The sequence below is a fragment of the Rickettsia gravesii BWI-1 genome, assembly GCF_000485845.1.
GTDB lineage: Bacteria > Pseudomonadota > Alphaproteobacteria > Rickettsiales > Rickettsiaceae > Rickettsia > Rickettsia rickettsii.
Map to the genome: position 1 here is coordinate 14,914 of NZ_AWXL01000026.1, position 23,007 is coordinate 37,920.

The window sequence follows — 23,007 nt, forward strand, 5'->3', positions numbered from 1 at the left end:
CAACGTAGCCAATTTTTGAAGTTCATCGAGTATTATATATGTATTGCCCTATCATAAGCAGAGAATACTGATTCATGCATCATTTCCGATAAAGTCGGATGCGGGAAGATAGTGTTAATTAAATCCAACTCCGTTCCTTCTAAATTTTTTGAAACCACATATCCTTGTATTAATTCCGTAACTTCCGAGCCTATCATATGAGCTCCAAGCAACTCACCCGTCTTAGCATCAAATATAGTTTTAATTAAACCATCGCTATCACCGCTTACTAAAGCCTTACCGTTAGCTATAAAAGGAAATCTGCCTATTTTAAGCTCATAACCTAAGGTTTTTGCTGCTTCTTCAGTCAAACCGACGCTTGCTATTTGCGGCGAAGAATAAGTACAACCAGGAATATTATGTTTATTAATAGCATGCGGTTTTAAGCCCGCTATGCTTTCCGCTGCAATAATACCTTCATGGCTTGCTTTATGAGCTAAACAAGGCACTCCTGCTACATCGCCTATAGCATAAATTCCTGATGCCGCAGTTTGCATTAACCCGTTAGTAGTTATATAGCCGTTTTCTACTTTAATTTTTGTTTTCTCAAGACCTAAATTTTCCGTATTAGCTGTAATACCTACTGCCATAAGTAAAATTTCAGCTTGTAATTTTTGTGTTTTATCTGCTAACTCTAACTCAACTTCTATCTTATCTTTTGATTTTGTTTGCTTAATTAACTTAGCATTTGTAATAATTTTTATACCTTTCTTCTCAAAGTTCTTATGAGCGATTCCGGTAATTTCCGTATCTTCAGCAGGCAATATTCTATTATGTGCCTCAATTACGGTAACATCCACACCAATACTATTATAAAACGAAGCGAATTCTATACCGATTGCACCTGAGCCGACAATAATCATAGATTTCGGCACATGCTGCGGTATCATAGCTTCTTTAGAAGTCCAAATTTGTTTGCCGTCAGGCTTAAAGCCTTTTAAAACCCTAGATCTTGCTCCGGTAGCTATAATAATATTTCCTGCTTTTACTGTAGGTTTATCATTTATATTTATTACCTTATTTCCTGCAAGACTTGCTACTCCGTCTATCACGGTCACTTTGTTTTTTTTCAGTAGTAACTTAACACCGCCTGCAAGCTTATTTGAAATCTCTCTTGAACGTTCGACTATTTTCTTAATGTTGATTTCAGCACCTTTAGAATCAATTCCATAATCTTTAGCATGTTTTATATATTCAAAAACCTCAGCAGATTTAAGCAGAGATTTAGTCGGTATACACCCCCAATTAAGACATACCCCACCCAAATGCTCTTTTTCTATTAATACAACTTTTTTCTTTAATTGTGCTGCTCTAATTGCTGCAACATATCCACCTGGACCACCGCCTATAACGGCTACATCATATTGTTCCATTTTATTTTTATTTTGTTAGTTTGTTTGTTATGAGCATTAACGTCATTGCGGAAGATGCACAGCATCGACGCAGCAACCTCAGGAATCATACACTATCTCCTGAGATTGCCACGCTCCTTTCAGTCGTTGCAACGACGAAAATAGAAATGACACTAGAGTATACTACTCTTCAGCATCCATCTATTCTTTTCATGCACCTTAATTCGTCCAATAATCATATCGGCTGTACCCTCATCGCCCTCTGCTTGTGCTACTTTGAGTCCCTTATATAATGTATCTCTAATAATATCTTGATCTTTTGTTAGACTTTTAAGCATTTCACTTGCTGTTGCGTTTAGATTTGCCTCATCTATAGATGCAAGTTTTATTAAATCTGATAATACGGGAACTTTAGCATTTAAACTTCTTATTCTTTCAGCAAGCTCATCTAAGCTTTCAGCTAAATCTTCATACTGCCCCTCAAATAATAAATGTAGACCTCTAAACTCTGCTCCTTCTACATTCCAATGATAATTTTGTGTTTTAAAATATAAAGCATAGCTATCTGCTAAAATTTGTTCTAAAGCTTTTACTACTTGCATAATACCCTTAAATTTCCATGAACTTTTTGATTTTATAACATTTCTTTAGATACTTCAAGCGATATTGAAATTTATATAATTTTACCTAATTGCAATGATTATATATTAATTATTAATTTTTGTTAATAATTTCTTGACTATCAAATAAGTACTGCCGATTATGCCCTTCAATTTTAAAAATCTAAAGGAATAGCAAAATGATACATCAATTAACTTCATTTTTAACCACTGTGGCAAGAATTACTACAGCAAGAGCAACAATTGGAGATCAAGAATATAATATGCTTCAAAGGATATAACAGAGAAAATTATTATATAGATCCTACTACAAAAAATTTAATTGTATCGAATTGTCCTAAAAACAATATGGCAGCGATGGAGTGTAGCAAAGGAATTGAATTATTAAATAGCGATATCATGAACCTAATATTTAGAGGGTTTTTCAAAATAAAGAAAGCGTTAACTATAGACGAGGCTATTATTACTGCAGTTAATGATAATGGAGACGATATACGAGATTATATATTTAAAAAACAAGGTGATAATACTTTTATGGCATTGATGAAAATATGTCAAGAAAATTTTCATTATTATTCTGATTCACAAAATTATACTAAAATTTAAAACCCTACTATTGAGTATATACTTAATACTGCAGCAACTAATAACCCTATTACTATAGGTTATAGTAAAGGATGCGAAATATTTGAGGTACTTAAAGGAAATAATTTGAATGGAATTTCTTCAGAAATAAAGGATTTAATATCTAACCCGATATCTAGCACTACTCAAGGTACTAGCACAATAGAAAACTTATTAGAACTCATAACAAAAGACTTATCTGAAATAGCAACTAATCCGATTAATAACACAATAACAAGCTCTACTGCCGAAATTTCTGAATCAATCTTTTCCAATAACACTGAAAGTTGGACTGAAACGGGAATAAATTTAATTAATAACACCGTAGCAAACCTTACTAATACTGCTTTCAATACAACTTACAACTCTCAAGAAAATATGTTTGATGAGAGTAATAACGATAATTCCTTGTGGTTGCTCAATATATAAGCATTGGCACAGCTGTAGTTGCCTCCATAGCTGTTATAATAGGTGTAGGGGTAACTTGGGTATGTTAGAAATAAAAACGCAACAAAAGCTAAATTAAAACAATATATTGATGAAATTGAAGCTGAAAAACTTGCTGCTGAAATTAATGCAGATGTTACTACTGAAAATAACACTCTACTTGATAATGATCATGCTGTGGTAGATATGACCGGAGTCTCCTATGAAGAAGAAGATACTTTAGTATAGATAACCTAGAGTATTGCTTTTTAATCAACAACCAATAGCAAATTCACTGTTGGTTGTTCCTCGAAAATCAAAATTGAGATTTATTTCAATTCTTTATTTATCAATTCTTTTAGCTTTTCTTTCGCTACTTCTTTAGAACATCGCCCTGCATAAGAATCATAATTTTTATTATCTTCAATGAAATGTACAAAGAAAACTGTTCTGTCATTTTTTTGTAGCCAACCTATAAACCATCCGATTTTACGATCCTTTAACTTTACAGTTCTATCTTGGCTAAGTTTATTACCGCTGCCTGTTTTACCGTAACGCTTCCAACAATCTACAAAATCTTCAATAAACAAAATATTTTTAGTCATTTCTTGGGCTTTAACACTTACAGGCAATTTATTCTCTGCTAGTTTCTGAAGAAAAGCTAATTGTTCTTACGGTGAAATTTCTAAAGAACTAGAAAGCCATGCATTAGTTAAACCGTTATTCTTTCCTTTATCTCCTGAAATATCACGATTACCATAATCAAATTTTGTTACATAATCACGAAATTTTTCAATACCTAATTCTTTAGTAATAATCTGAGAATACCAAACACAGCTGTTCTTCATCCAATCTTTAGGTGTTTGGGATTGTTTCCAAACTGCAAGATAGTCAGCATATCCTTCTTTAAAAGGTAATTTTGGATGAGTTTCATCAATTAAAAACCCATCATCATAACCCATTAAACTTATAGCAATTTTAAATGTTGAGCATGGAGCATAACGAGACTCGCAATTACCTTCTTGTTTTATAATTTTATCATTTTCATTAACTAAAAAACAATCCGCTTGAGTTATAAAAGGTATAGTAAGTGATATTAGGGCAGTGAGATATAAAATAATTTTTTTCATAGGTTAAAATAAAAATAGGTGGTTTTGTTGCATGGTACCGATGTCATGCCCGCAAAAGCGGGAATCCAGGGTAAAGTGAGATAAATCGAACTTTTAATTTTTAAAATTTGCTGTATTTCTGCTTTTTTCCTGAATTCCCGCTTTTGCGGGCATGACATAGAGAACAGGGAATGACATCGGCTTAAACTAATTATACAGTTTAGTAAATTTCCTGCGATTGATCTTCCTTACTCGGCACATAATCAAAAATATCATTATTATCTTGATTATCAATCATATCTTCATTCTCAAGCATCTGAACATTATTTACTTTAAATGCTTCTATAACAGTACCGCTTGGTGTAATTTTACCAGTTGCTCTATCTACGGCGATTAGCTTAATTGAATCTGGAACTTTGAAAGGCAGCGATGGCTCATCCTTATAAGCATTACTCATAAAATCAATAAAAATCGGTAATACTACATTTGAACCTGTTGCTCTTGTTCCAAGCTCTTTCGGTGTATCATAGCCCACATAACTGCCAACTACTATTTTGGGTGTAAAACCTACAAACCATGTATCTTTACTATCGTTACTAGTACCGGTTTTTCCGCCGATAATTTTCCCTAACTTCTTCGCAGCATAACCGGTACCTCTATCTATTGCTCCGGTTAAAAACGAAGTAATTTGATAATCACTAGCTTCATCCGTAACTCTATAGATATATTCTTTCGGTATTTCTAATATTGCGGTATCTAAATTACTATCCGAAACATTACAAGCAAGACATTCTCTATCATCTCGCCTATAAATAATTTTACCGTTACGATCTTTAATTAATTCTACAAAATGAGGCTCAACTTTTTTACCGCCGTTAGCAATAATTGCATAAGCATTAGTCATTCTGCTAAGTGTGGTTTCAATTGAACCAAGTACCATAGAGTAAACTTTTTTTGGTTCATTATTAATACCGAAACGCTTAATTATATCAACGATTTTTGTAAGTCCTACAGCAGTTGCAACTCTTACGGTTATAAGATTACGAGATTTTTCAAGACCAGTACGCATAGTGATTTTACCTAAAAACTTACCCTCATAATTTTTAGGACGCCAACTAGGCATCCCTGGACCTTGTGAAATCTCAATAGGTCCATCGTTAAAAATCTGATTCGGCTTAACACCATTTTCAAGAGCTGCTAAATAAACAAAGGTTTTACTCAAAGAACCGGGTTGACGAAGTGCTTGAGTTACTCTATCAAATTTACTTGTGGAAAAATCATAACCGCCGACGCTTGCAAGTACCTGTCCGGTATTTGGGTTCATAACCATAATAGCACCGTTTACTTCAGGAATCTGACGAAGAGCATACCCCTCTTTTATAGCCTCAACCACTATCACATCACCTTTTTTAAGCAAGGTCTTAACTGATTTAATATTACTTCTTGCCCATTTCATTTTAGCAATAGGCATCTTAGATTTGCTGCCGTCTATAAGTCCAATCTCTACATGATTATCGGCTACATCTAGAACTACAGCTAATTTATACTCTAAAAGCGATGGAGGAGTCGGTAGTTTTTTTAGCTCTCCTTGCCAATTATCAAGAGAAATATTAGCTATAGGCTTTCTAAAACCACGCCTTCTATCAAACTCCCTTAGACCTTTTCTTAGAGAGTTTTCAGCTAATTGCTGCATCTTTGCATCTAAAGAAGTAATGATAGTAAGACCTCCAGTATAAAATTCTTCCTTACTATTTAACATCCTAATTACTTCTTCCCTGACCTGTGCAGCATAATAATCTGCCGTAACAGTTTCTTCTTTAGCTCGTTTACGTAAAACTATCGGGCTATCCATAGCTTCTTTCGCAGCATCTCTTGTTATATAACCATCTTCAAACATACGTGCTATTACGTAATCACGACGAGCTTTTACTCTAGCATAGTTTCTCTCAGGATTAAGTTCAGAAGGGGCTTTAGGCAGTGCTGCAATAAAAGCTGATTCTGCAATAGTAAGTTCCTCTACGGATTTATTAAAATAATTTTGTGCAGCTGCTGCAACACCGTATGCACCACGACCAAAAAATGTTTGATTAAGATATAATTCTAAAATTTGATCCTTAGTAAATACTCTTGAAATCATATAAGAAAGAATCGCTTCTTTAATCTTACGTTCAAGAGAAACTTCGTTAGTTAGCAGAAAATTTTTAACCACTTGCTGAGTAATGGTAGACGCTCCTTCCATACGCCTATGATGTAAATAATTAGATATGTTTAAAAATGCCGCTCTAACTATTCCAAGCAAATCAACGCCGGGATGGTTATAGAAATTCTTATCCTCAGCTGCAATAAAACTTTCTATTAGCGAACTCGGTATGCTATTAATCGGTACAAATACACGACGTTCAAAAGCGTACTCCTCCATTAATTTGCCGTCACGGGAATAAATACGCGTTACCGACGGTGGATAATAACGTGCAAGCTGTGAGTAATCAGGCAAATCACGTGAATAGTGGTATATTATATAAGCAGTAATCCCGCAACCTACTAAAATAAGGAAGGCAAAAATTTTTAAACAAAAAAGAAGAGATTTATACATGACTTATAATATTTCGCCGGTTAAACTATTAAGTGAAGCCTTAGTAATTTTTACATCAATGATTTTACCAAGTAAAGATTTATTAGGGTTTTGGATATATACAGACTGCATGTATGGAGTTTTACCTATTATCTGGTCGTCGAATTTACCATTACGATCAAATAGAACTTTCATAGTACTACCAACACAACTTGCATTAAAAGCTAGTTGCTGAGCCATGAGTTCTTGTTGTAATATATTTAATCTCTCTGATTTTATATGTTCAGGTATTTGGTCGGTTCTAGTTGCACCAGGTGTGCCGGGACGTGGGCTATATTTAAACGAATAGCACTGACCGTATTTTACTCTGCGGACCAAATCTAACGTATCCTCAAAATCTTCATCTGTTTCACCGGGAAACCCGACAATAAAATCAGAGGATAAAACTATATCGGGCCTTGCTTCTCTTAAGCGATTAATTATATCAAAATAATATTCCCGATCATGTTTGCGGTTCATGGCTTTTAATATTTTATTTGAACCTGACTGCGCCGGCAGATGTAGAAACGGCATTAATTTAAGTTCGGTGCCGTGCAGTTTTATTAGATCATCATTCATATCTATCGGGTGTGAGGTGGTATAACGTAATCTCTCTAAATTGGGAATTTGTGCTAGATGTTTGAGTAAATCGGCTAGACTAAATATTTTATCTGCAGGACCTTTACCGTGATATGCATTAACATTTTGTCCAAGTAACATAATTTCTTTAGCACCGCTACTAACTACTTTTAGTGCTTCTCTGTAAACCTGCTCTACATTTCTTGAAAATTCAGCACCTCTAGTATAAGGTACTACGCAGAAAGTACAAAATTTATCGCACCCTTCCTGTACCGATATGAAGGCACTTGTTCCTTGCGGATATAATTGCTCAGGTAGCTGATCAAATTTTGCTTCTTCAACAAAATCAAGATCGATTAAGTGCTTTTCGTGTCTAACGACTTTTGAGATTAATTCCGGTAGGTTATAATAAGATTGCGGACCGACAACAATATCAACATAATGAGTTCTTGTAAAAATCTCCTCCCCTTCCGCCTGTGCAACACAACCGGCTACAACTATTATTGCAGAACTTAAACCTTGTTTTGTTCTGGTATCTTGTAGTTTCTTAATACGACCGAGTTCAGAATAAGTTTTCTCGGCTGCTTTCTCTCTGATATGACAAGTATTTAGAATAATAACATCTGCTTCTTCAATATTTTCAGTAGGTTCATAGCCAAAGGGATAAAGCAAATCCTGCATCTTAATGGAGTCATAAACATTCATCTGACATCCGTAGGTCTTAATATAAAGCTTCTTACTCATAATTTTTTATATATATCTTTAAACTAAAAGCCTAGTATACGAAGATCAACTTCAAAAAGAGCGAGGAGTTCACAAGGCAAGATGAGCTGCGTATAACGTAATACGCGAGAACCGAAGCTCTTGTAGAACGACTCAGCCAATTTTTGCAGTTCATCGAATATACTATAAAAAGTTTTATATTATACTATATTTATATCAATCTTTAAACTAAAACCTTGATGGGCATTGCTCAATAACTATAGATATCTTTAAAAGCCCCCGTCATTGCGAGGAAAAACTGCAAGTTTTGACGAAGCAATCCAGTTAAAAATGCTAATATTTAGATTTTTATTATTTTTGCTAGATTGCTACGCTCCTTGCAGTCGCTCGCAATGACGACTCGGTATCCACGCAGGTAACGCTGAGTTAGGAATAACACTCAATCCTTACTGATTAATTCTTGCTGTGCAGATTCTTGCGGTGATTTCTTTTAATTTTTCTATTCTTTCAATAAGACAAAGCAGCTGTTCTTTAGTAATTTTATAGTTTGTATCATATCTTGCATCAACATAAGCTTTTTCAAGAAACTCAAAACACTTTTTTTGTTCTTCGGTTAATTGAAGAAATACACTCCATAATTCATTGTCATAATTTCCTGCCATGCTACCTAATTCTTGTAAATTATGTAATTTAGGTTTGTAGTTTGAGAAAACTAATAAAATAGTACTGTAAAGACTTTCCGTAGCTTGATGAAGGGCAAAGACTGATAAAGCATACTCCAAACCGTTTAAATAAGTAGTTGCCCCTTTTAAAAAACCTTTACCTCTACCAAACCAATATTCATAATAATCTTTATATCTTTCATCTCGCTCCAAGGTAAATTTTTAGCCTCACTAAGTATAAATTCACCGCTATCATATAAAAGAATATCTTCTTTTTTTATATCGGTATAAAATAACGTCCTTTTTCTAACTGCCTATTTATTTCCTCTATTGACTCTAAAATTATCGATATTCTTGAATCATACGGAATAATTTGCTTAGGGTTTATTATTCCTGTTTTTCTAATATTAGATATATATATTATCTTTTAATCTTAAAGCAGTGTATCCTTTATATTTACCTTTTTTCAGAATTATCAAAATATCAGTATCGCTATGATAGCCGTGAGGTAGATCACGTACCCAATCGCTTCTAGCAAAAGAGCCGTACAAGATAATCATAGCGATTTTTCCTGTGCAATATCTAAAATCTACTGCACTATAAAATTAAGCCTTGCTCTAATTTTAAGAGAACGTTCGGGTAAGGTGGTTTTCATTTAAATATCTATACTTTATATTTTTCTGCTTTTAGCTTTTTTATTTCTTCTATTGTAAGCTTAGTATATCGTGCTATTTTCTCTATAGGTTCGTTCTCTATTAGCATTTCTTTTGCAGTTTCAATTTTCTCTTTCTCTATGCCCTTCTCCATCCCGGCATTAAACTTTTCTTCAAACTTGTCTATTTCTTGTTGTATAGCCATTCCAGCTCTAAAATAATCATCATGCTCCTGTTCTGTCCATTTATATTGCTCTAAACTTGCATATGCCGATAACACAATTTCATTTTTAATCTCTTTTAGCGGTTCTTGTTCTTGCGAAGCATATTTTAATAAATGCAACCATTAATCGGTATCATCTTTAAGATCATTTTTTTTTAAACTTCCCTAGTTCAATAAATACATAAGTTAATGAAAACAAATATTGTTTATGGGTATTGCTTTCTTTTGTATGATGATAACTAATATACGGCAATTCATCAGGCAAAGCTTTTGCTTCTATGATAGAAATTATTACTATCGACAATAAATCCCTATGTTTCATACCCTTCTTAATTTGACTAACGTAGGTATAACAACCGTAAAGCTGCGTTCTATTAAGATAATCTTTTTCCATTTTACGCTGCATCTCGATTATATACCATCTACCGGTTTCATCTTTAACTTTTAGATCGAACACACTTCTTTGCCCTTCAAGAAATAAAGGTAACTGTTCAGTAATTATATAGCTTAAATCTATGATTCTATCTCCTTTCGATAACCTAAGAAGAGAGTTCAATAAATTTATTAATTTTACTTTATCGCTAAATAATTTTTTAAATACGACATCATTTGTACCGTATCTTTGCATAAATAATTATATCTTTGGTAAGTTTTTATACATAGCAAATTAACTTCAGGCAGTAAATTACTTTTACAATTTATTATCGGTACTAGGCTTCTTGCATAACCTATCTTATAAAGAGGAACTTGAAGGAAACACGGAACACAACACTGCAGCGTACATAAAAGTACGTGAGGATGCGCGAGTACCAGATTGACGTACAAATTACCTTTAGAAGGAGGTTATGCAAGAAGCCTATTAATACCTATCATTATCATCATATACTCCCCAAATTACTTTCTTGGAAATCCAACCTGTGTAATCCTTACATGTAATTTGGCAGAATTGTTCTTTACATTTTTTTAAACTACAACGAACTTTTGGCATTAATTTTGCTATAACTCGGCTTTTAGGGTCTGCGGATTTGGTAAGTTCTATTTCCTTATCAGAAGTAATAACTACTGATCTTTTACCTGATAAAACGCTTGAATGGATCCAACCGCCTTCGCCGTTAATGTCACGTACTTGTCGCCATTGCTTGTACTCTGCAGTTATTTCTACCGGTTCGCCTTTTTTAACAAAAACCCATTCTACGGCAGATTTAGTAGTTGGTCCGCTCCTTGCATTTACTTCATTAGATTTTATTGAAACAAATCTCGGAATAGGCAATTTTTTATTATCAGCATTAATTGTTGTTGATAATATTACAATAATTAAAGTAATAAGAATTTTAATCATTATCTTCCGCTTCAGATAAAGCATCCTCTTTTTTTGCTATTATATAATTACCAAGCCTAAATTGTACTTTTATTCTATTAATTTCCTGCTCGCTAATACCTATATTTTTTAGGACTGTTCCACCTATTTGTAATCCAATCTCATAACTTTCCGGAATAATAGTTGTGGCACCTAAATCATAAAACTCTCTAGCATTTTTTAAATTTTTTAACTTAACGACAACCGGTATATCCTGATAATTACCGCTAATTGTTTTAAGCGATTTCTTGATAGTTACTTGATTATTCATAGTAAGTATTATAGCGAATGCTCTTTCCGTACCTAATGCCTTTAGAGTGTCGGCTTGCGATACATCACCTTTAAAAACCGGCAAACCGTTTGATAGCTCTTCTTTTACTCTATCATCATCTAAATCAAGTATTACGTAACTTATACCTTCCGCTTCCAAAACTCTTGCTACCATTTTACCGGTATTACCGAGTCCGGCAATAATAATATGGTTTGTTAAATCTCTTGCCCCAAGCTCAATCATTTGAGTCGGAGTTTTACCAAGTCCTTTATCAACTTTCTCGGCAATCTTTTGCCCTAAAGCTGCGAGTAATGGAGTAAGTGCCATAGTAAAAGTAACTACGAGTAATAATATATCGGCAGTACTTTCTTCTAATACTCCACTATCTTTACCTAAACTGAATAATATAAAACCAAACTCTCCGCCTTGCGATAATAATAAGCCTGAATAAAAAGCAACTCCTTTATTAAAACCGAATAAAATACAAAAAGCCGTTATGATTAAGGTTTTTATACCTATTAAAGCAATAGATAAAGTAAGAATATGAGATATTTTTTCATACATTTCTAGGGCATCGATATTCATACCCACGGTCATGAAAAACAATCCTAAAAATAAACTTTTGAAAGGATAAATACTTTCCTCTGCCTGCAATCTAAATTCAGTTTCCGCAACTAATACTCCGGCAACAAATGCTCCTAGAGCTAAAGATAAACCAAATGTTTCGGTAGCCCAAGCAGCAGAAAGTACTATTAACAAAGTCATCGAAATAGGTAACTCGCTTGCATTATTACTTTCTGATGAAATGAATGAAAATACAGGACGAAGAAAAACACGACCGACAATAAATATTGTAAGTAAGGCCGTTACGGCTTTTAAGAGTGCAATACCAAGAGCCACTGCAAGCGAGGCCTTATTATTACCGGCAAGTAACGGAACTATCACAAGCAATGGCACTACGGCCAAATCTTGTAGTAACAGAATAGCTAAAGAAACTCTTCCTATTTGCGTTGATTGACTACGATTTTCCTCAATAACCTGCATAACAAGTGCCGTAGATGAAAGGGCCAGACCACCGCCGGTAATAATAGCCGCACTACTATTGCCGTCTATAAGCACCATTGCACCGGCAATTACTATAGCGGTTGTTAAAACTTGCAAACTACCGAGACCAAATACATATCGTCTCATAGCTTTTAATCGCTCGAAGGATAACTCAAGTCCTATCGCAAATAATAGAAATACTACACCAAGTTCACCTAGTAACTTAGTTTGGTCATATGTTACGATTTTTAAACCGTGATCACCTATTGCAGCTCCGGCAATTAAGTAACCAAGTACCGGACTTAATCTAAGACGCTTAAGTATAGCCACGATAAAAACCGCAGTACCGAGTAAAATTATAACGTTAATAAGAATATGATCGTTCATCTTTTCCAAATTTCTTCTAACTTAAAATGCTCCCGTATTTCAGGATAAAAAATATTAATTAAAATAGTACCTGCATCTATTAGTACCCATTCTGATTTACCAAGCCCCTCAATATTACTATTTATACCAGCATTATTTTTTAATTCTAAAGCTACATATTCAGCAATTGCTCCAACATTTTTAGTCGAACGACCGCTAGCAAATATAATATAATCGGCTAATTTATGTTTTCCTGTTAAATCAATTACCTCAATATCTTCTGCTTTTTTCTCACTTAAACATTCTAAGATAAATAATTTTAATTCTTCAGTTTCTTTTTTCATAATAATTAATAAATGATATAATAATATTAATTATAATATGCATAAGAGTCGATTTTATCAATGAATGTTTAAAATTCTATAATAAAAATTCATATAAAGCTTTACTTTAAGCAAAAAAACTGTAATTAATACTTAAATTAATATTGATAAAATAATGGCAATATCTGTAGAAGAGTTAGAAAAAATACTTAAAGAATCATTTCCGAACAGTACAATGAAAATTACTGATTTAGTAGGAGATCAAGACCATTATGCCTTAGAAATATCAGACGTTCAATTTAATGGACTTTCTTTAATTAATCAACATAAATTAGTAAAAAACGCCCTGTCTGAAATATTAAATAAAAAACTACATGCAATTACCATAAAAACTATCTCAGTTCCCGAAAAATAATTACAGATATTAATATAATAATCCTTATACAAATTCAACCTATTATTTAATTTTATGCAAACAGCTGATTATATAGTAATCTGCTATTCGGTGTGTAATTAAGAATAAGGATTTTAAAATCCTTATTCTTAATTGATGCGGGTTTTTAGAAGTTTACTTTAAGTCTTAGCGTACCGGACTGGGCATGGTATTTTTTAGCTAAGTTCAGACTGTAATGCACTCTGTACTCCATTCTACCCTTCTTAATTACTGCACCTACCCATAAATCATATAGCATTTTAGTAGGTTTAGGTGCCGATACCGGTAGAGGCTCATTAAGACCGTTAAGATCTGCAACGATTGCCGGTGTTTTACCTTTGAAGTCGTAATTAATAAAGGCATGAATTTGCGGTCTAATTATGAATTCATCCTTATAGTAGGTTGTCTTAATTTCACCGCCGAGTATACCTTCAACCTTGTTATATTGACGTTTCTGAATAGTTAGGTTTTGGAAAGAAGTACCGTATTCCTGATAACCGGAATCTTTAATCTTAGTAAGCCTGATTCCTGCCATCGGTGCAAATGAAGTTTCTTTCCATAGATAATTATAACCCCCAACTACTTGACCGCTATAAGAAGTTGAATAATACTTACGGTGTGCTGTTTCATAACCGCCTATAATATTACGTAGTTCATTAGTTTTAATATCACTTTGTGCATAGGTGGTTACGCCTTCTATAAATAGGTTATTTATAAAGTTATATAAACCGTATATAGAGCCCATATTAGTTCAGACCTTAGTAGTATTGCCGGCTTTAGCATTTTGGTAACGTAACTTCGTATCGACTCTAGTATAAGCAGCACCCAGAACTATATTATCGTTTATAACGGTATCAACCCCGACTGAACTACCGGTAGATTTAGCTTTATAACCGCTAAGTCCGTTAAAGGCTTTTTATATACTGCCTTACCGTAATATAGGCTAGCCCATACCCCGTAAATGGAATTATTAGCTTTACTTTCATCAAGTTCACAATCACCGCCTCCGAACAGCTGCACCTCTCTTACGTAATGTGGCATCTTCTGCTGCAGGATTCGTAGCGTTGTTATTTTCGTCTTCAAGAGCCTTAATTCTCTCCCTTACTTTTTGATTACCGATACTAGTATTATCTTGTACAACATTAAAGCAGTCGTTCGCTTTAGCACGACTTATTCCGCTACCTGAGCTTCCACCACTAACTTGTACCTGCAGAATTATCTCGGCTACTACCTACAGCAGACATATCGCTACCGGAACTACTTCCCATGCTGTTACTATTATTAGCGGGAGAAACACCTGTTGCTTTAGGATTACCGTATGGACTACTTCCGCTGTTGGTTACACTGCCTTTAGTTGTACCTCCCAAACTAGAACTGCTCCCTTGTGCTGAAGAGTTAACGCTATTAGCAGGAGCAATACCGGTTGCAGCAGGACTATTATAACTTGAGCCACCGGCACCACTCTGACCACTAGAAGCCGTTGATGGACTGTATACATCCGAACCAGAAGCTGGACTATTGTAGCTTGAGCCACCTGTTGACGGACTGTTATAACCCGTAGTACCTCCAAAGCTACCGCCTCCTGCGGTTGATAACTGGTTAGCACCTACGTTTGAGGTTGGAGTCGTTACGACCGAAGCATTCGGACCGTAAGGATTGCCTCCGACATTAGCAGAACCGTTAGGACCAAAACCACCGGTACCAACTGATGGGCTACCGCCGCCTGTACCAATATTACCTCCTGTACCAGGTCCGTTAGGACCAAATCCGCCTGTGCCTGTAACCGGAGTAGTCGGAGTATTATATCCTGCCGGATTGCTAGGTGTTACGTCGTAGCCGCCCGGAGTGGTAGGCGAAACATATATATTGTTAACTACACTACTGCTATTTGGTGGCGGCTGTAGAGGGCTAAAACCTCCAACACTCGGACCGACGGAAGGACCCCATTGGGGTAATAAGCGGAGTAGTTATTCTATGTATTTCATTTGAAGGTCTTTGAATTATAGGTAATAGATGTTCAACTACTTCTCGTCTTTGCCCTACAGGGGTATTTATTAAAATTTTGATGATATTATCTATTGTTACATCTCCTGTTGGTTCTATCGGTAAAAGTACAAAGGAATTACCTATAATTTGCCATCTGACAAAACCACCTTCATTAGCGGTTACATTAAACGGTAAGCTTGCAGCATTACCGACTATGATCTTACCTCCTGCCGTGGTGATGATAGGATAAGCACTACCCTGCCCAATAGCAGACGGATTATTTTGTGCAGTTAAAAATACTTTAATTGAAGAAACATTTGATAAATCAAAGGTACTACCGCTTGCTAGTAATATATTACCGCTATTAGCGTTGCCTGTTTGCCCTGCATTTATAGTATCATAGAAGACATTTATAATAAGCTCACCGGTAGGAGTAGCAGAGCCTGTATAAGTAACTTTATTATTACCAAGAGCGAAAGTTATATTACTTCCTGAGATATTGCCCCGACATTTACGCTAGTATTATCACAGGTAAACATCATTGTTGCTTGAGCGGCAACTATAGTATTTGCTCCTAAATCCGATGCAATAAAAGCGGTTTTCTTCGGTGCAAAAGTAATAGCATTAGTACCTGTTATACCGCTTTTTGTAACCATACATCATCATCGAATTTATGACTACCGCCGTTAATCGGTGCTTGTACAAGTGCAGCATTAGTGTATTCCGCTGAAGAGTTGCTGCTGCTCCCTTTTTGAAGTTCTCTGAAACGATTTTTGTTTTGTAATGAAATTTTGTTGTTGCTCTTGGCACTTTAACACCACCGACCATGACTGACGGAATGCCTAAACTTCTACTGTTATAACCGGTAAATACCGCTGATTTACCGGCATCAATAATAATATCTTTAGCATAGGTATCCCCTTTTACCGTGCCTTTATTACTACTGAACTAGTTTAAGGTTTAAATTCTCACCGCCTAAATCATCAGTAAAACCATTATTAGCGTTAAATATTGCCGTACCTTGATTATTAGTCTTGGTTGTTATACTCGAGTAAAAATCTTCTTGAACTGAACGGTTTTAAAGATTCATCAAAAATTACCACGCTATCCTCAGGATTTATAGCTAAAGCAAAAGGAGAAAAGCTTGATCCTTCAGAAAGATCTAAACTATTCGTTGTGCCTTTAAATTTTATGTCGCCACCATTTATTAATATTACATATCCTGCATTAATACTCCGGTACAATTTAATACTGTGATGTTAATACCACCGGTTAAATTAGTTGCTTGAGTAAACACTATATTACCCGTGTCGGTTCCTTGGATTTCAGCAATTGACATATTACCGCCGGCGTTAATCGTAACGGTGCTGTTGTCAGCACCCGCTTTCAATATTGCAAGGTTCGTAATTGTATTCGTTGAGTTTCCGTTACCGTCAACTGTACCTATAGTACCGTTATCCATAAACTCTACAGTACCGTTAGTACCTCCGGTACTTGTTATATTATCGGTAATAGCTGATGTTATATTATTTGCTATATCACTAGCAAATATTGCGGTACCGGCATTATTTTGGAAATTCATATTACCGTCAATCTTTACAGCCCCGAGCTCGCTATTAATAGGACCGGAAGGAGTGGAAAAAAAAACATTTGATCCAGCTGATCCTATAGCAACTTTTGCAACGGATACGTCGATATTTGGGGTATTAAGAGCAGTTATTACCAGTGTTCCGTACCCTGTAAGTTATACTTTACTCACCGGATTTGCTTTTGTTCCGATAGCATACTTATTAGCCGTACCATCTATTGTTAACTTGGTATTAGCATTTCTTGCATTTATCTCAACTACACCGGTATTTGGAACAACTGGCTCTATATTACCTGTTAACTCTATAGTACTGTTCTTACCACTAGCTACGATAGTCATTAACTTTAAAACAGATGCGGGATTCACGAATGTAACACCTGGTGCATCTAATGGAAAATCACTGTTTAATGCATCAAGGGCATAAACGGCTGGTCCAGCATTAACCTCACCGATATTAATTTTGGCAATCTTAGCCGAGGTAAGTGATGCATCGGCAAAAACCCTGCCAGCAACAATATTAAGCACTGCAGTATTACTCACATCAAATCCATTTGTACCTAACTTAGCATTAGTACCAATAACGCCGACATTACCACTAACATTTATAACAGCAAGAAGATTTGCCTTTGTGCCAAGAGTTTCATTACCCAAATTACCCTGCAAAGTTAACACATTGTTATTAGGTATAGTACTAGAAATACTACTTAAATTGACGCTACCGCCTCCACCGGCAAAACCATCGACACTATTCATAAAGGTAACTTGTTGATTTTTGCTAGTAGTTAAACCAAATACGAATTTAGTATTATTCAAATTAATAGCACTTCCTAGAGTTAAAGCCTTGTTAGATACATCTATCGTAAATGCTGCGACTGCATTTCCCTGCTCGATATTAATTGTGTTTACCGTACCTATACTTAAATCAGTAGCCGTTAAAGTAGTGCCGGTAGTATAAACGTTTAATGTTTCTGTGTTCCCGTTTTTGATTTGGCTGTTAAGTAAATAACCTGCAGGATTTGCTCCCAAAAACTCTAAAACACCGCCATTGGTAAAATCCACGTTACCGTTTGTTGTAAGTTGGCCTGCTCTGACCGCAGCATTACTGGTAAAACCACCCGCAGCTGTAGCTACCACACCTGCATTATTTATGGTAAGAGTAGTTGCACTAGATGCTCCGACTATCACAACATTCCCTGCTCCGTTAAGATTCAAAGCCGCAATACCTGTTACAGGTCCAAGCATACCTGCTCCTAAAACATTAACAATGCCATTAACACCTCCGCTACTTGTTACTGCCGCTAAATTACCGCCCGCAGCAAGGTTTATTGTACCAGCATTATTGTCTTGAACATTTAATATATTAACTGGATTTATAGCTCCTACATTACCGATAACCGTACTATTACCGACAAAATTTAATATATTCGCACCTCCTCCTAATTTATTATCTATATTACCACCGGTAGCCCCACCAACATTCTTACCATCAGCAATTGTTACTTGTGCAGCCGTACCGTTAAAATCTATATCAGAAATTACATCTTGCTGAAATCGTACTAACGAGTTCTGCGTAAATTGTACTAATCCTCCCGCGCCGGTATCCAATTGCCATTACCCAATCCACACCATACGGCGTGTCTACTCCTATATTAATAGGCTGATACTGGTTCCCTATCTGAATAGTTTGGACAAAGATGGTTCCTGTAATTGTAGCTGGATTGTGATTTAGAGGAGCTCCTATCCCATCGGTAAAAAATTTGTTAAGCCTTATTGTCCCTCCTGTTCCATTACCGCTACCCGCATTAAGTGCAATTCCTCGGCTACCGGAAGCCACGTGTACTCTTAATTGACCATCTACATCATTTGCTGGAACTAGGTTGAAGCTAGCCACAAATTCTGCGGCATTTGGCGATTCATTACTTACGTCATAAGTAGCATTTTGGCCGCCGAACTTGATACTATTTTTATAGATTGTATATCCATAACTTCATTAATGTAAAGACCTGCGGCTGGTGAAGTATCAGTAGCAAAATTAAGTAGCTGATTATTTGCAATATTAAAAGTTTTTGCCTTAATCCAACTTGGATATTTAAATTGAAAGTCAGTGTCAATCTGTAATGTAAGATCTGCCTGGCCTTGAACAGAAGTTACTATACTACCTAGACCTGAGATAAAGGCGATTCTATTATCACCAGTAGGAGGAAAAAGTGATGCAGCCTGAAAAATCAAAGTACTAGCTAAATCGTTAAAATTAAAGCTGTTAAAATAGTCAGTATTCCCTGGTGCTTCTCCTGGTCTTGGAGCAAAAGGAGGAACTGCTGCAAGTGCTTGTGCATTTGTAACTGGCGTACCTGTTAAAGTGATGTTTATAGCGTTAGGGACATCTACAACGAGCCCGACATTTTCTTTAGTAAGATCAACAGGTATAACCGGTCCAAGAGTTATGTTATTTGGCACAGTCATTATTGCATTATTAAAGGTATCTAAATATATAGCAGGAATTGCTGGCACATCTGCAGTAAAATTATTTACTTCGCCAAGGGTTACAAATGAACCTGGTACATATGCTCCTCCACCAAAAGCACTACTATACGCTACTGAGCCACCCCCTACTGTTACGATTCGGTTAGCAGTACCAAGGGCACTAGTGCTAGCAAGCATCAATGCCGCAGTTGATGCAAACATGTCTTTTTTTATTAAATTTTTTATCGTTGACTTGACATAATATCTCCTAAATTTGGGCTTAATTTTTCTAACTTATGATTTTGTTATATAAATAACATATTACCTTTAGTTGAAAAACATTAATTAAATACTAAAATATCTATAAAAAATACTTATAAATAGGGTATTTTCTATATAGAGAAAGTAACTTATGATTACTTTTTCTTGTTTAAAATAAATTAAACTTTATGTACTTTTTATAGAAATTCGGTAAATCGTATATAAAACTTAAGAAATACAAGGGTAAAGCCTATCTATTTTAGCTTCTTAGTGAAAACCGCAAAACTTTATTAATTTTTGTACCTCTTATGTTCATACCCGCGGAAGCAGAAATCCAGTAATCTTTAATGTCATCCCGCAACTTGATTGCGGGATCTCAGGACACAGTCTGTTATACAAGATCGGGGTCAAGTCACGGTATGACAGCAAAAAAGACTGGATTCCCGCTTCCGCGGGTATGAACATAAGGGCCATACAACAAAGCCGCAGGACTGACACAATGACGCTTAGAACCTAACAAAACCACTTTTTCTAGGTAAAATCTATAAATTTTTACATAAACAAATTGATTTGCTACGAATAATAGAGTATATAGTATAGACATAATTAATTATCGGGGCGTAGCGCAGCCTGGTAGCGCATCTGGTTTGGGACCAGAGGGTCGGGAGTTCGAATCTCTCCGCCCCGACCATAAAAACATAAATTATAATGTCAAAAGACGACCTTATTCAGTTTACAGGTACAGTACTTGAACTTTTACCTAATGCTACTTTCAGAGTAAAGCTTGAGAATGATCATGTAATTATTGCTCATACTTCCGGTAGGATGCGTAAAAATCGTATCAGAATATTACTAGGAGATAAAGTTATGGTAGAAATGACTCCTTATGATTTAACTAAGGGACGTGTGATTCATCGTCACTAGTCTTTATAAGTATGAAGCAGAACAGAACAAACCTACCGATTATATTAGCATCAAGCTCTCCTGCAAGAATTGAGTTACTAAACAGAATCAAAATTATCCCTTCACAAATTATTCCGGCAGATATAGACGAAACACCTAATTTGCGTGAATTACCCACTCCCTTAGCCATAAGACTTGCTTACGAAAAAGCTATAAAAATTGCATCTCAAATAGAGGAATCAGCTATAATTATAGCTGCCGATACCGTAGCGGCAGTAGGTAGAAGAATATTGCCGAAAGCTACTACTTATGAAGAAGTCAAGAATTGTATTAAGATGTTATCCGGGCGTCGTCATCGTGTCTATACTGGTTTATGTATTATCAAAAAAGAGAATGATCAGCTTACAGTTAGACAAAAAATAGTTCAGACTATTGTTAAGTTCAAAAAATTAAGTGATGAAGAGATTAATTTTTATTGTTCTTTGGATGAGGGAATAGATAAAGCCGGCGGATGTAAAATTTCCGGTTATGCAGAAGCTTTTATCTCATTTATTTCCGGCTCATATTCAAATGTTATGGGATTACCTTTATTTGAAACAGTAAATGCTCTAACTTCTTTAGGTTTTAGATGTTCAAGTGTCATTTCTGCAAAAATGAATTATTGTCATTCCGCGACTTGATCGCGGAATCTAGTTAAAAATACTAAAATTATTAATATAATAATTTGTTTTTCTAGACCCCGTGGTCAAGCCACGGGGTAGCATTAAATGTTTTTGGATTCCTACGATCCACGCACATAAATTACCTAGCTACTTAATTCTCAGGCTCATCCAAATGACTTCTCTCATAATTTTCATGACGCTCTTGAGCTTCAATACATAATGCAGCAATAGGTCGTGCTTCTAATCTTTTTATACCTATTGGGTCACCTGTTTCTTCACAGTAACCGTATTCCCCATTTTTAATACGTGATAATGCTTCTTCTATTTTACTCATTAATTTACAATATCTATTTCTACTACGAAGCTCAAAAGCTCTTTCTGTTTCATGAGTAGCACAATCGTTAAGATCGGATTCTTTTAAATTTTCTTCCTTTAAATGATTTAAAGTCTCTTGAGATTCCTTTAATAAATCCTCTTTCCATCTTAAAAGTTTTTGTCTAAAATATTCTAGGTGATTAGGGCACATATATTCTTCATCTTGAGAAGGTTTATATCCCATAGGTAATTTAGGTGTTTCTAGCATATTAATATCTCAATATTAGCTTTAATATATTATGTCTATAAGGTTTTTAAAATAATATATAACTTAAAATTAACGCAAGAAGATTATGAATATTAATATAATTTTTATTTTTTAATTGGATATGCGTTAGTATATACAGCTTCTAAATGCTTTATACTTGTTTTAGTATAGTTTTGTGTAGTAGATAGACTTTTATGACCTAATAGCTCTTGAATAGAGCGTAAATCTGCACCATGCTCAAGCAAATGTGAAGCAAAACTATGTCTAAATGAATGAGCAGTTAAATGTTGCGGTAAACCATAAAAATGCTTTAATTTAATTAATTCACGATTAAATACCGGGGGCTGCAATTTTTTACCCTGCTTTCCTCTAAATATGGGTTCATTATCACCTAACTTATACGGCAATATTTCTAAATATTGGGTAATTAAATTTTTAGCAATCGGTAACCACGGAATTATTCTTTCTTTACTACCCTTACCTATTATTCTTATAAATTCTAGATTTTGTAAATGAAGTTTCGTAATTGATAATGCTTCCGATATACGTAGACCTGAAGCATATATAAGAACAAGTAGGGCTTTATTTCTAAGTTCTACCCACTGAACATTCCCGTATTCTTCAATATGTTCAAGTGATATTACTACATCATCTTCCGATAAAGCTTTTGGTAACAATTTAGTCTTTTTAGGAGATTTTATAGAAAAAATTATATGACTATTTAATTGTGTTGTTTTCTCTAAAAACCTATAAAAATTTTTTACTGCAGATAAACCACGTGAAATTGAAGAAGTGGTAAAATTATCACAGTTACGTTTTGCAAGCCAACTTCGGATTAATCTTATATCTGCGGTTTTAATATGATTTATCGTTACAAGCTCTGAATTATAATAATTCATAAACTCAAGGAAATGCTTAAGGTCATTATTATAAGAAATTACTGTATGATTAGAGTAATTTCTTTGCAAAACGAGGTATTTTTGCCACTTATTTATTAATGCTTGAATTGATGTATCTAACATTTATAAAAACTTAACTATTTTTAATACTTAACTATTTTTAATATTATTCTTAATACCAACAATTATTGACTCATAATTTTATAAATGTTAGCATAAATTGAGGGTTTATGTTTACATATACGTA

At 34.9% G+C, this 23,007-nt stretch carries 28 protein-coding genes, 1 tRNA gene and 1 pseudogene; 8 read left to right on the plus strand and 22 right to left on the minus strand.

All coding sequences use genetic code 11. From position 1 onward, the window contains the following. Positions 1-32 precede the first annotated feature (32 nt). Both lpdA and RGRA_RS0107605 read right to left on the minus strand, forming a co-directional pair. Positions 33-1,412: a dihydrolipoyl dehydrogenase gene (gene lpdA / locus RGRA_RS0107600; RefSeq protein WP_017442678.1), complete on the minus strand. Its 1,380-nt coding sequence runs from the start codon at positions 1,410-1,412 to the stop codon at positions 33-35. Between the two features lie 152 nt (positions 1,413-1,564). Beyond that, positions 1,565-1,993 carry a Dps family protein gene (locus RGRA_RS0107605; protein ID WP_017442679.1) on the minus strand — a complete coding sequence of 143 codons (429 nt, stop codon included), beginning with the start codon at positions 1,991-1,993 and terminating at the stop codon, positions 1,565-1,567. Between the two features lie 261 nt (positions 1,994-2,254). On the opposite strand from RGRA_RS0107605, the gene RGRA_RS13920 reads away from it, so the two are divergent. Together RGRA_RS13920 and RGRA_RS13925 are read left to right on the plus strand one after the other, a co-directional pair. Further along, positions 2,255-2,617: a hypothetical protein gene (locus RGRA_RS13920; protein WP_017442680.1), complete on the plus strand. Its 363-nt coding sequence runs from the start codon at positions 2,255-2,257 to the stop codon at positions 2,615-2,617. 105 nt (positions 2,618-2,722) lie between these two features. Beyond that, on the plus strand, positions 2,723-3,064 hold the full coding sequence (locus RGRA_RS13925) for a hypothetical protein (RefSeq protein ID WP_236609859.1): 342 nt from the start codon (positions 2,723-2,725) through the stop codon (positions 3,062-3,064). Positions 3,065-3,390: 326 nt separating this feature from the next. On the opposite strand, the pseudogene blaOXA reads toward RGRA_RS13925, so the two are convergent. From blaOXA to rsfS, 10 genes and pseudogenes are all read right to left on the minus strand, one after another. Then, positions 3,391-4,191: pseudogene (gene blaOXA, locus RGRA_RS11250) on the minus strand (class D beta-lactamase). Between the two features lie 199 nt (positions 4,192-4,390). Further along, positions 4,391-6,763, minus strand: a complete 2,373-nt coding sequence (locus tag RGRA_RS0107630) for a penicillin-binding protein 1A (RefSeq protein WP_017442683.1) — start codon at positions 6,761-6,763, stop codon at positions 4,391-4,393. Between the two features lie 3 nt (positions 6,764-6,766). After that, positions 6,767-8,104: a tRNA (N6-isopentenyl adenosine(37)-C2)-methylthiotransferase MiaB gene (miaB, locus tag RGRA_RS0107635; protein ID WP_017442684.1), complete on the minus strand. Its 1,338-nt coding sequence runs from the start codon at positions 8,102-8,104 to the stop codon at positions 6,767-6,769. A gap of 425 nt (positions 8,105-8,529) precedes the next feature. After that, entirely contained in the window at positions 8,530-8,958 is a 429-nt protein-coding gene (locus tag RGRA_RS11575) for a HEPN domain-containing protein (protein ID WP_095531981.1), read from the minus strand. A gap of 194 nt (positions 8,959-9,152) precedes the next feature. Continuing rightward, positions 9,153-9,305 carry a hypothetical protein gene (locus tag RGRA_RS12425; RefSeq protein ID WP_169720539.1) on the minus strand — a complete coding sequence of 51 codons (153 nt, stop codon included), beginning with the start codon at positions 9,303-9,305 and terminating at the stop codon, positions 9,153-9,155. Between the two features lie 103 nt (positions 9,306-9,408). Then, positions 9,409-9,741, minus strand: a complete 333-nt coding sequence (locus RGRA_RS13930) for a hypothetical protein (RefSeq protein ID WP_034420863.1) — start codon at positions 9,739-9,741, stop codon at positions 9,409-9,411. Between the two features lie 25 nt (positions 9,742-9,766). Continuing rightward, positions 9,767-10,249 carry an Rpn family recombination-promoting nuclease/putative transposase gene (locus tag RGRA_RS13935; protein WP_236609860.1) on the minus strand — a complete coding sequence of 161 codons (483 nt, stop codon included), beginning with the start codon at positions 10,247-10,249 and terminating at the stop codon, positions 9,767-9,769. A 231-nt stretch (positions 10,250-10,480) separates the two neighbouring features. After that, positions 10,481-10,960, minus strand: coding sequence for an SH3 domain-containing protein (locus RGRA_RS0107665; RefSeq protein ID WP_017442685.1), 480 nt, complete (start codon positions 10,958-10,960; stop codon positions 10,481-10,483). Next, positions 10,953-12,680, minus strand: coding sequence for a monovalent cation:proton antiporter-2 (CPA2) family protein (locus RGRA_RS0107670; protein WP_017442686.1), 1,728 nt, complete (start codon positions 12,678-12,680; stop codon positions 10,953-10,955). Before RGRA_RS0107670 ends, RGRA_RS0107665 begins: the two co-directional genes overlap by 8 nt. Continuing rightward, positions 12,677-13,003, minus strand: coding sequence for a ribosome silencing factor (rsfS, locus tag RGRA_RS0107675; protein ID WP_017442687.1), 327 nt, complete (start codon positions 13,001-13,003; stop codon positions 12,677-12,679). The genes RGRA_RS0107670 and rsfS overlap by 4 nt, the downstream gene beginning before the upstream one ends. A gap of 154 nt (positions 13,004-13,157) precedes the next feature. On the opposite strand from rsfS, the gene RGRA_RS0107680 reads away from it, so the two are divergent. Continuing rightward, on the plus strand, positions 13,158-13,397 hold the full coding sequence (locus RGRA_RS0107680) for a BolA/IbaG family iron-sulfur metabolism protein (RefSeq protein WP_017442688.1): 240 nt from the start codon (positions 13,158-13,160) through the stop codon (positions 13,395-13,397). A gap of 145 nt (positions 13,398-13,542) precedes the next feature. Here RGRA_RS0107680 and RGRA_RS0107685 read toward each other — a convergent pair whose 3' ends face one another. The 3 genes from RGRA_RS0107685 to RGRA_RS13950 form a co-directional block, all read right to left on the minus strand. Beyond that, complete coding sequence (locus RGRA_RS0107685) at positions 13,543-14,160, minus strand: autotransporter outer membrane beta-barrel domain-containing protein (protein WP_017442689.1); 618 nt, start codon at positions 14,158-14,160, stop codon at positions 13,543-13,545. A 98-nt stretch (positions 14,161-14,258) separates the two neighbouring features. Next, the gene (locus RGRA_RS13945) at positions 14,259-14,456 is read right to left on the minus strand and encodes a hypothetical protein (RefSeq protein WP_017442690.1); all 198 of its coding nucleotides are present in this window, start codon (positions 14,454-14,456) and stop codon (positions 14,259-14,261) included. A 155-nt stretch (positions 14,457-14,611) separates the two neighbouring features. Further along, positions 14,612-14,782, minus strand: coding sequence for a hypothetical protein (locus tag RGRA_RS13950; protein WP_017442691.1), 171 nt, complete (start codon positions 14,780-14,782; stop codon positions 14,612-14,614). 289 nt (positions 14,783-15,071) lie between these two features. Here RGRA_RS13950 and RGRA_RS0107700 point away from each other — a divergent pair, with 289 nt between their 5' ends. Next, entirely contained in the window at positions 15,072-15,251 is a 180-nt protein-coding gene (locus RGRA_RS0107700) for a hypothetical protein (RefSeq protein WP_017442693.1), read from the plus strand. Positions 15,252-15,480: 229 nt separating this feature from the next. After that, positions 15,481-15,651 carry a hypothetical protein gene (locus RGRA_RS13955; RefSeq protein ID WP_017442694.1) on the plus strand — a complete coding sequence of 57 codons (171 nt, stop codon included), beginning with the start codon at positions 15,481-15,483 and terminating at the stop codon, positions 15,649-15,651. Positions 15,652-15,880: 229 nt separating this feature from the next. Here RGRA_RS13955 and RGRA_RS13960 read toward each other — a convergent pair whose 3' ends face one another. The 5 genes from RGRA_RS13960 to RGRA_RS13970 form a co-directional block, all read right to left on the minus strand. Next, positions 15,881-16,057: a hypothetical protein gene (locus tag RGRA_RS13960; RefSeq protein ID WP_017442695.1), complete on the minus strand. Its 177-nt coding sequence runs from the start codon at positions 16,055-16,057 to the stop codon at positions 15,881-15,883. Positions 16,058-16,429: 372 nt separating this feature from the next. After that, on the minus strand, positions 16,430-16,645 hold the full coding sequence (locus RGRA_RS12200) for a hypothetical protein (RefSeq protein ID WP_017442696.1): 216 nt from the start codon (positions 16,643-16,645) through the stop codon (positions 16,430-16,432). Further along, positions 16,615-16,983 carry a hypothetical protein gene (locus tag RGRA_RS0107720; protein ID WP_017442697.1) on the minus strand — a complete coding sequence of 123 codons (369 nt, stop codon included), beginning with the start codon at positions 16,981-16,983 and terminating at the stop codon, positions 16,615-16,617. The genes RGRA_RS12200 and RGRA_RS0107720 overlap by 31 nt, the downstream gene beginning before the upstream one ends. Before the next feature lie 162 nt (positions 16,984-17,145). Continuing rightward, complete coding sequence (locus RGRA_RS13965; RefSeq protein ID WP_017442698.1) at positions 17,146-18,594, minus strand: beta strand repeat-containing protein; 1,449 nt, start codon at positions 18,592-18,594, stop codon at positions 17,146-17,148. 315 nt (positions 18,595-18,909) lie between these two features. Beyond that, complete coding sequence (locus tag RGRA_RS13970; protein ID WP_017442699.1) at positions 18,910-19,674, minus strand: hypothetical protein; 765 nt, start codon at positions 19,672-19,674, stop codon at positions 18,910-18,912. Between the two features lie 653 nt (positions 19,675-20,327). On the opposite strand from RGRA_RS13970, the gene RGRA_RS0107745 reads away from it, so the two are divergent. The 3 genes from RGRA_RS0107745 to RGRA_RS0107755 all read left to right on the plus strand — a co-directional run bounded on the left by RGRA_RS0107745 (position 20,328) and on the right by RGRA_RS0107755 (position 21,296). Beyond that, positions 20,328-20,404 (plus strand) — tRNA-Pro (locus RGRA_RS0107745). 17 nt (positions 20,405-20,421) lie between these two features. Further along, positions 20,422-20,637 carry a translation initiation factor IF-1 gene (infA, locus tag RGRA_RS0107750; protein ID WP_010977828.1) on the plus strand — a complete coding sequence of 72 codons (216 nt, stop codon included), beginning with the start codon at positions 20,422-20,424 and terminating at the stop codon, positions 20,635-20,637. An 11-nt stretch (positions 20,638-20,648) separates the two neighbouring features. Beyond that, a complete protein-coding gene (locus RGRA_RS0107755) occupies positions 20,649-21,296 on the plus strand; it encodes a Maf family protein (protein WP_017442700.1) in 648 nt (215 codons plus the stop codon). Between the two features lie 133 nt (positions 21,297-21,429). Here RGRA_RS0107755 and dksA read toward each other — a convergent pair whose 3' ends face one another. Both dksA and RGRA_RS0107765 read right to left on the minus strand, forming a co-directional pair. Continuing rightward, positions 21,430-21,861 carry an RNA polymerase-binding protein DksA gene (gene dksA / locus RGRA_RS0107760; RefSeq protein ID WP_014392838.1) on the minus strand — a complete coding sequence of 144 codons (432 nt, stop codon included), beginning with the start codon at positions 21,859-21,861 and terminating at the stop codon, positions 21,430-21,432. Positions 21,862-21,965: 104 nt separating this feature from the next. Beyond that, the gene (locus tag RGRA_RS0107765) at positions 21,966-22,883 is read right to left on the minus strand and encodes a tyrosine recombinase XerC (RefSeq protein ID WP_017442701.1); all 918 of its coding nucleotides are present in this window, start codon (positions 22,881-22,883) and stop codon (positions 21,966-21,968) included. Positions 22,884-23,007 lie beyond the last annotated feature (124 nt).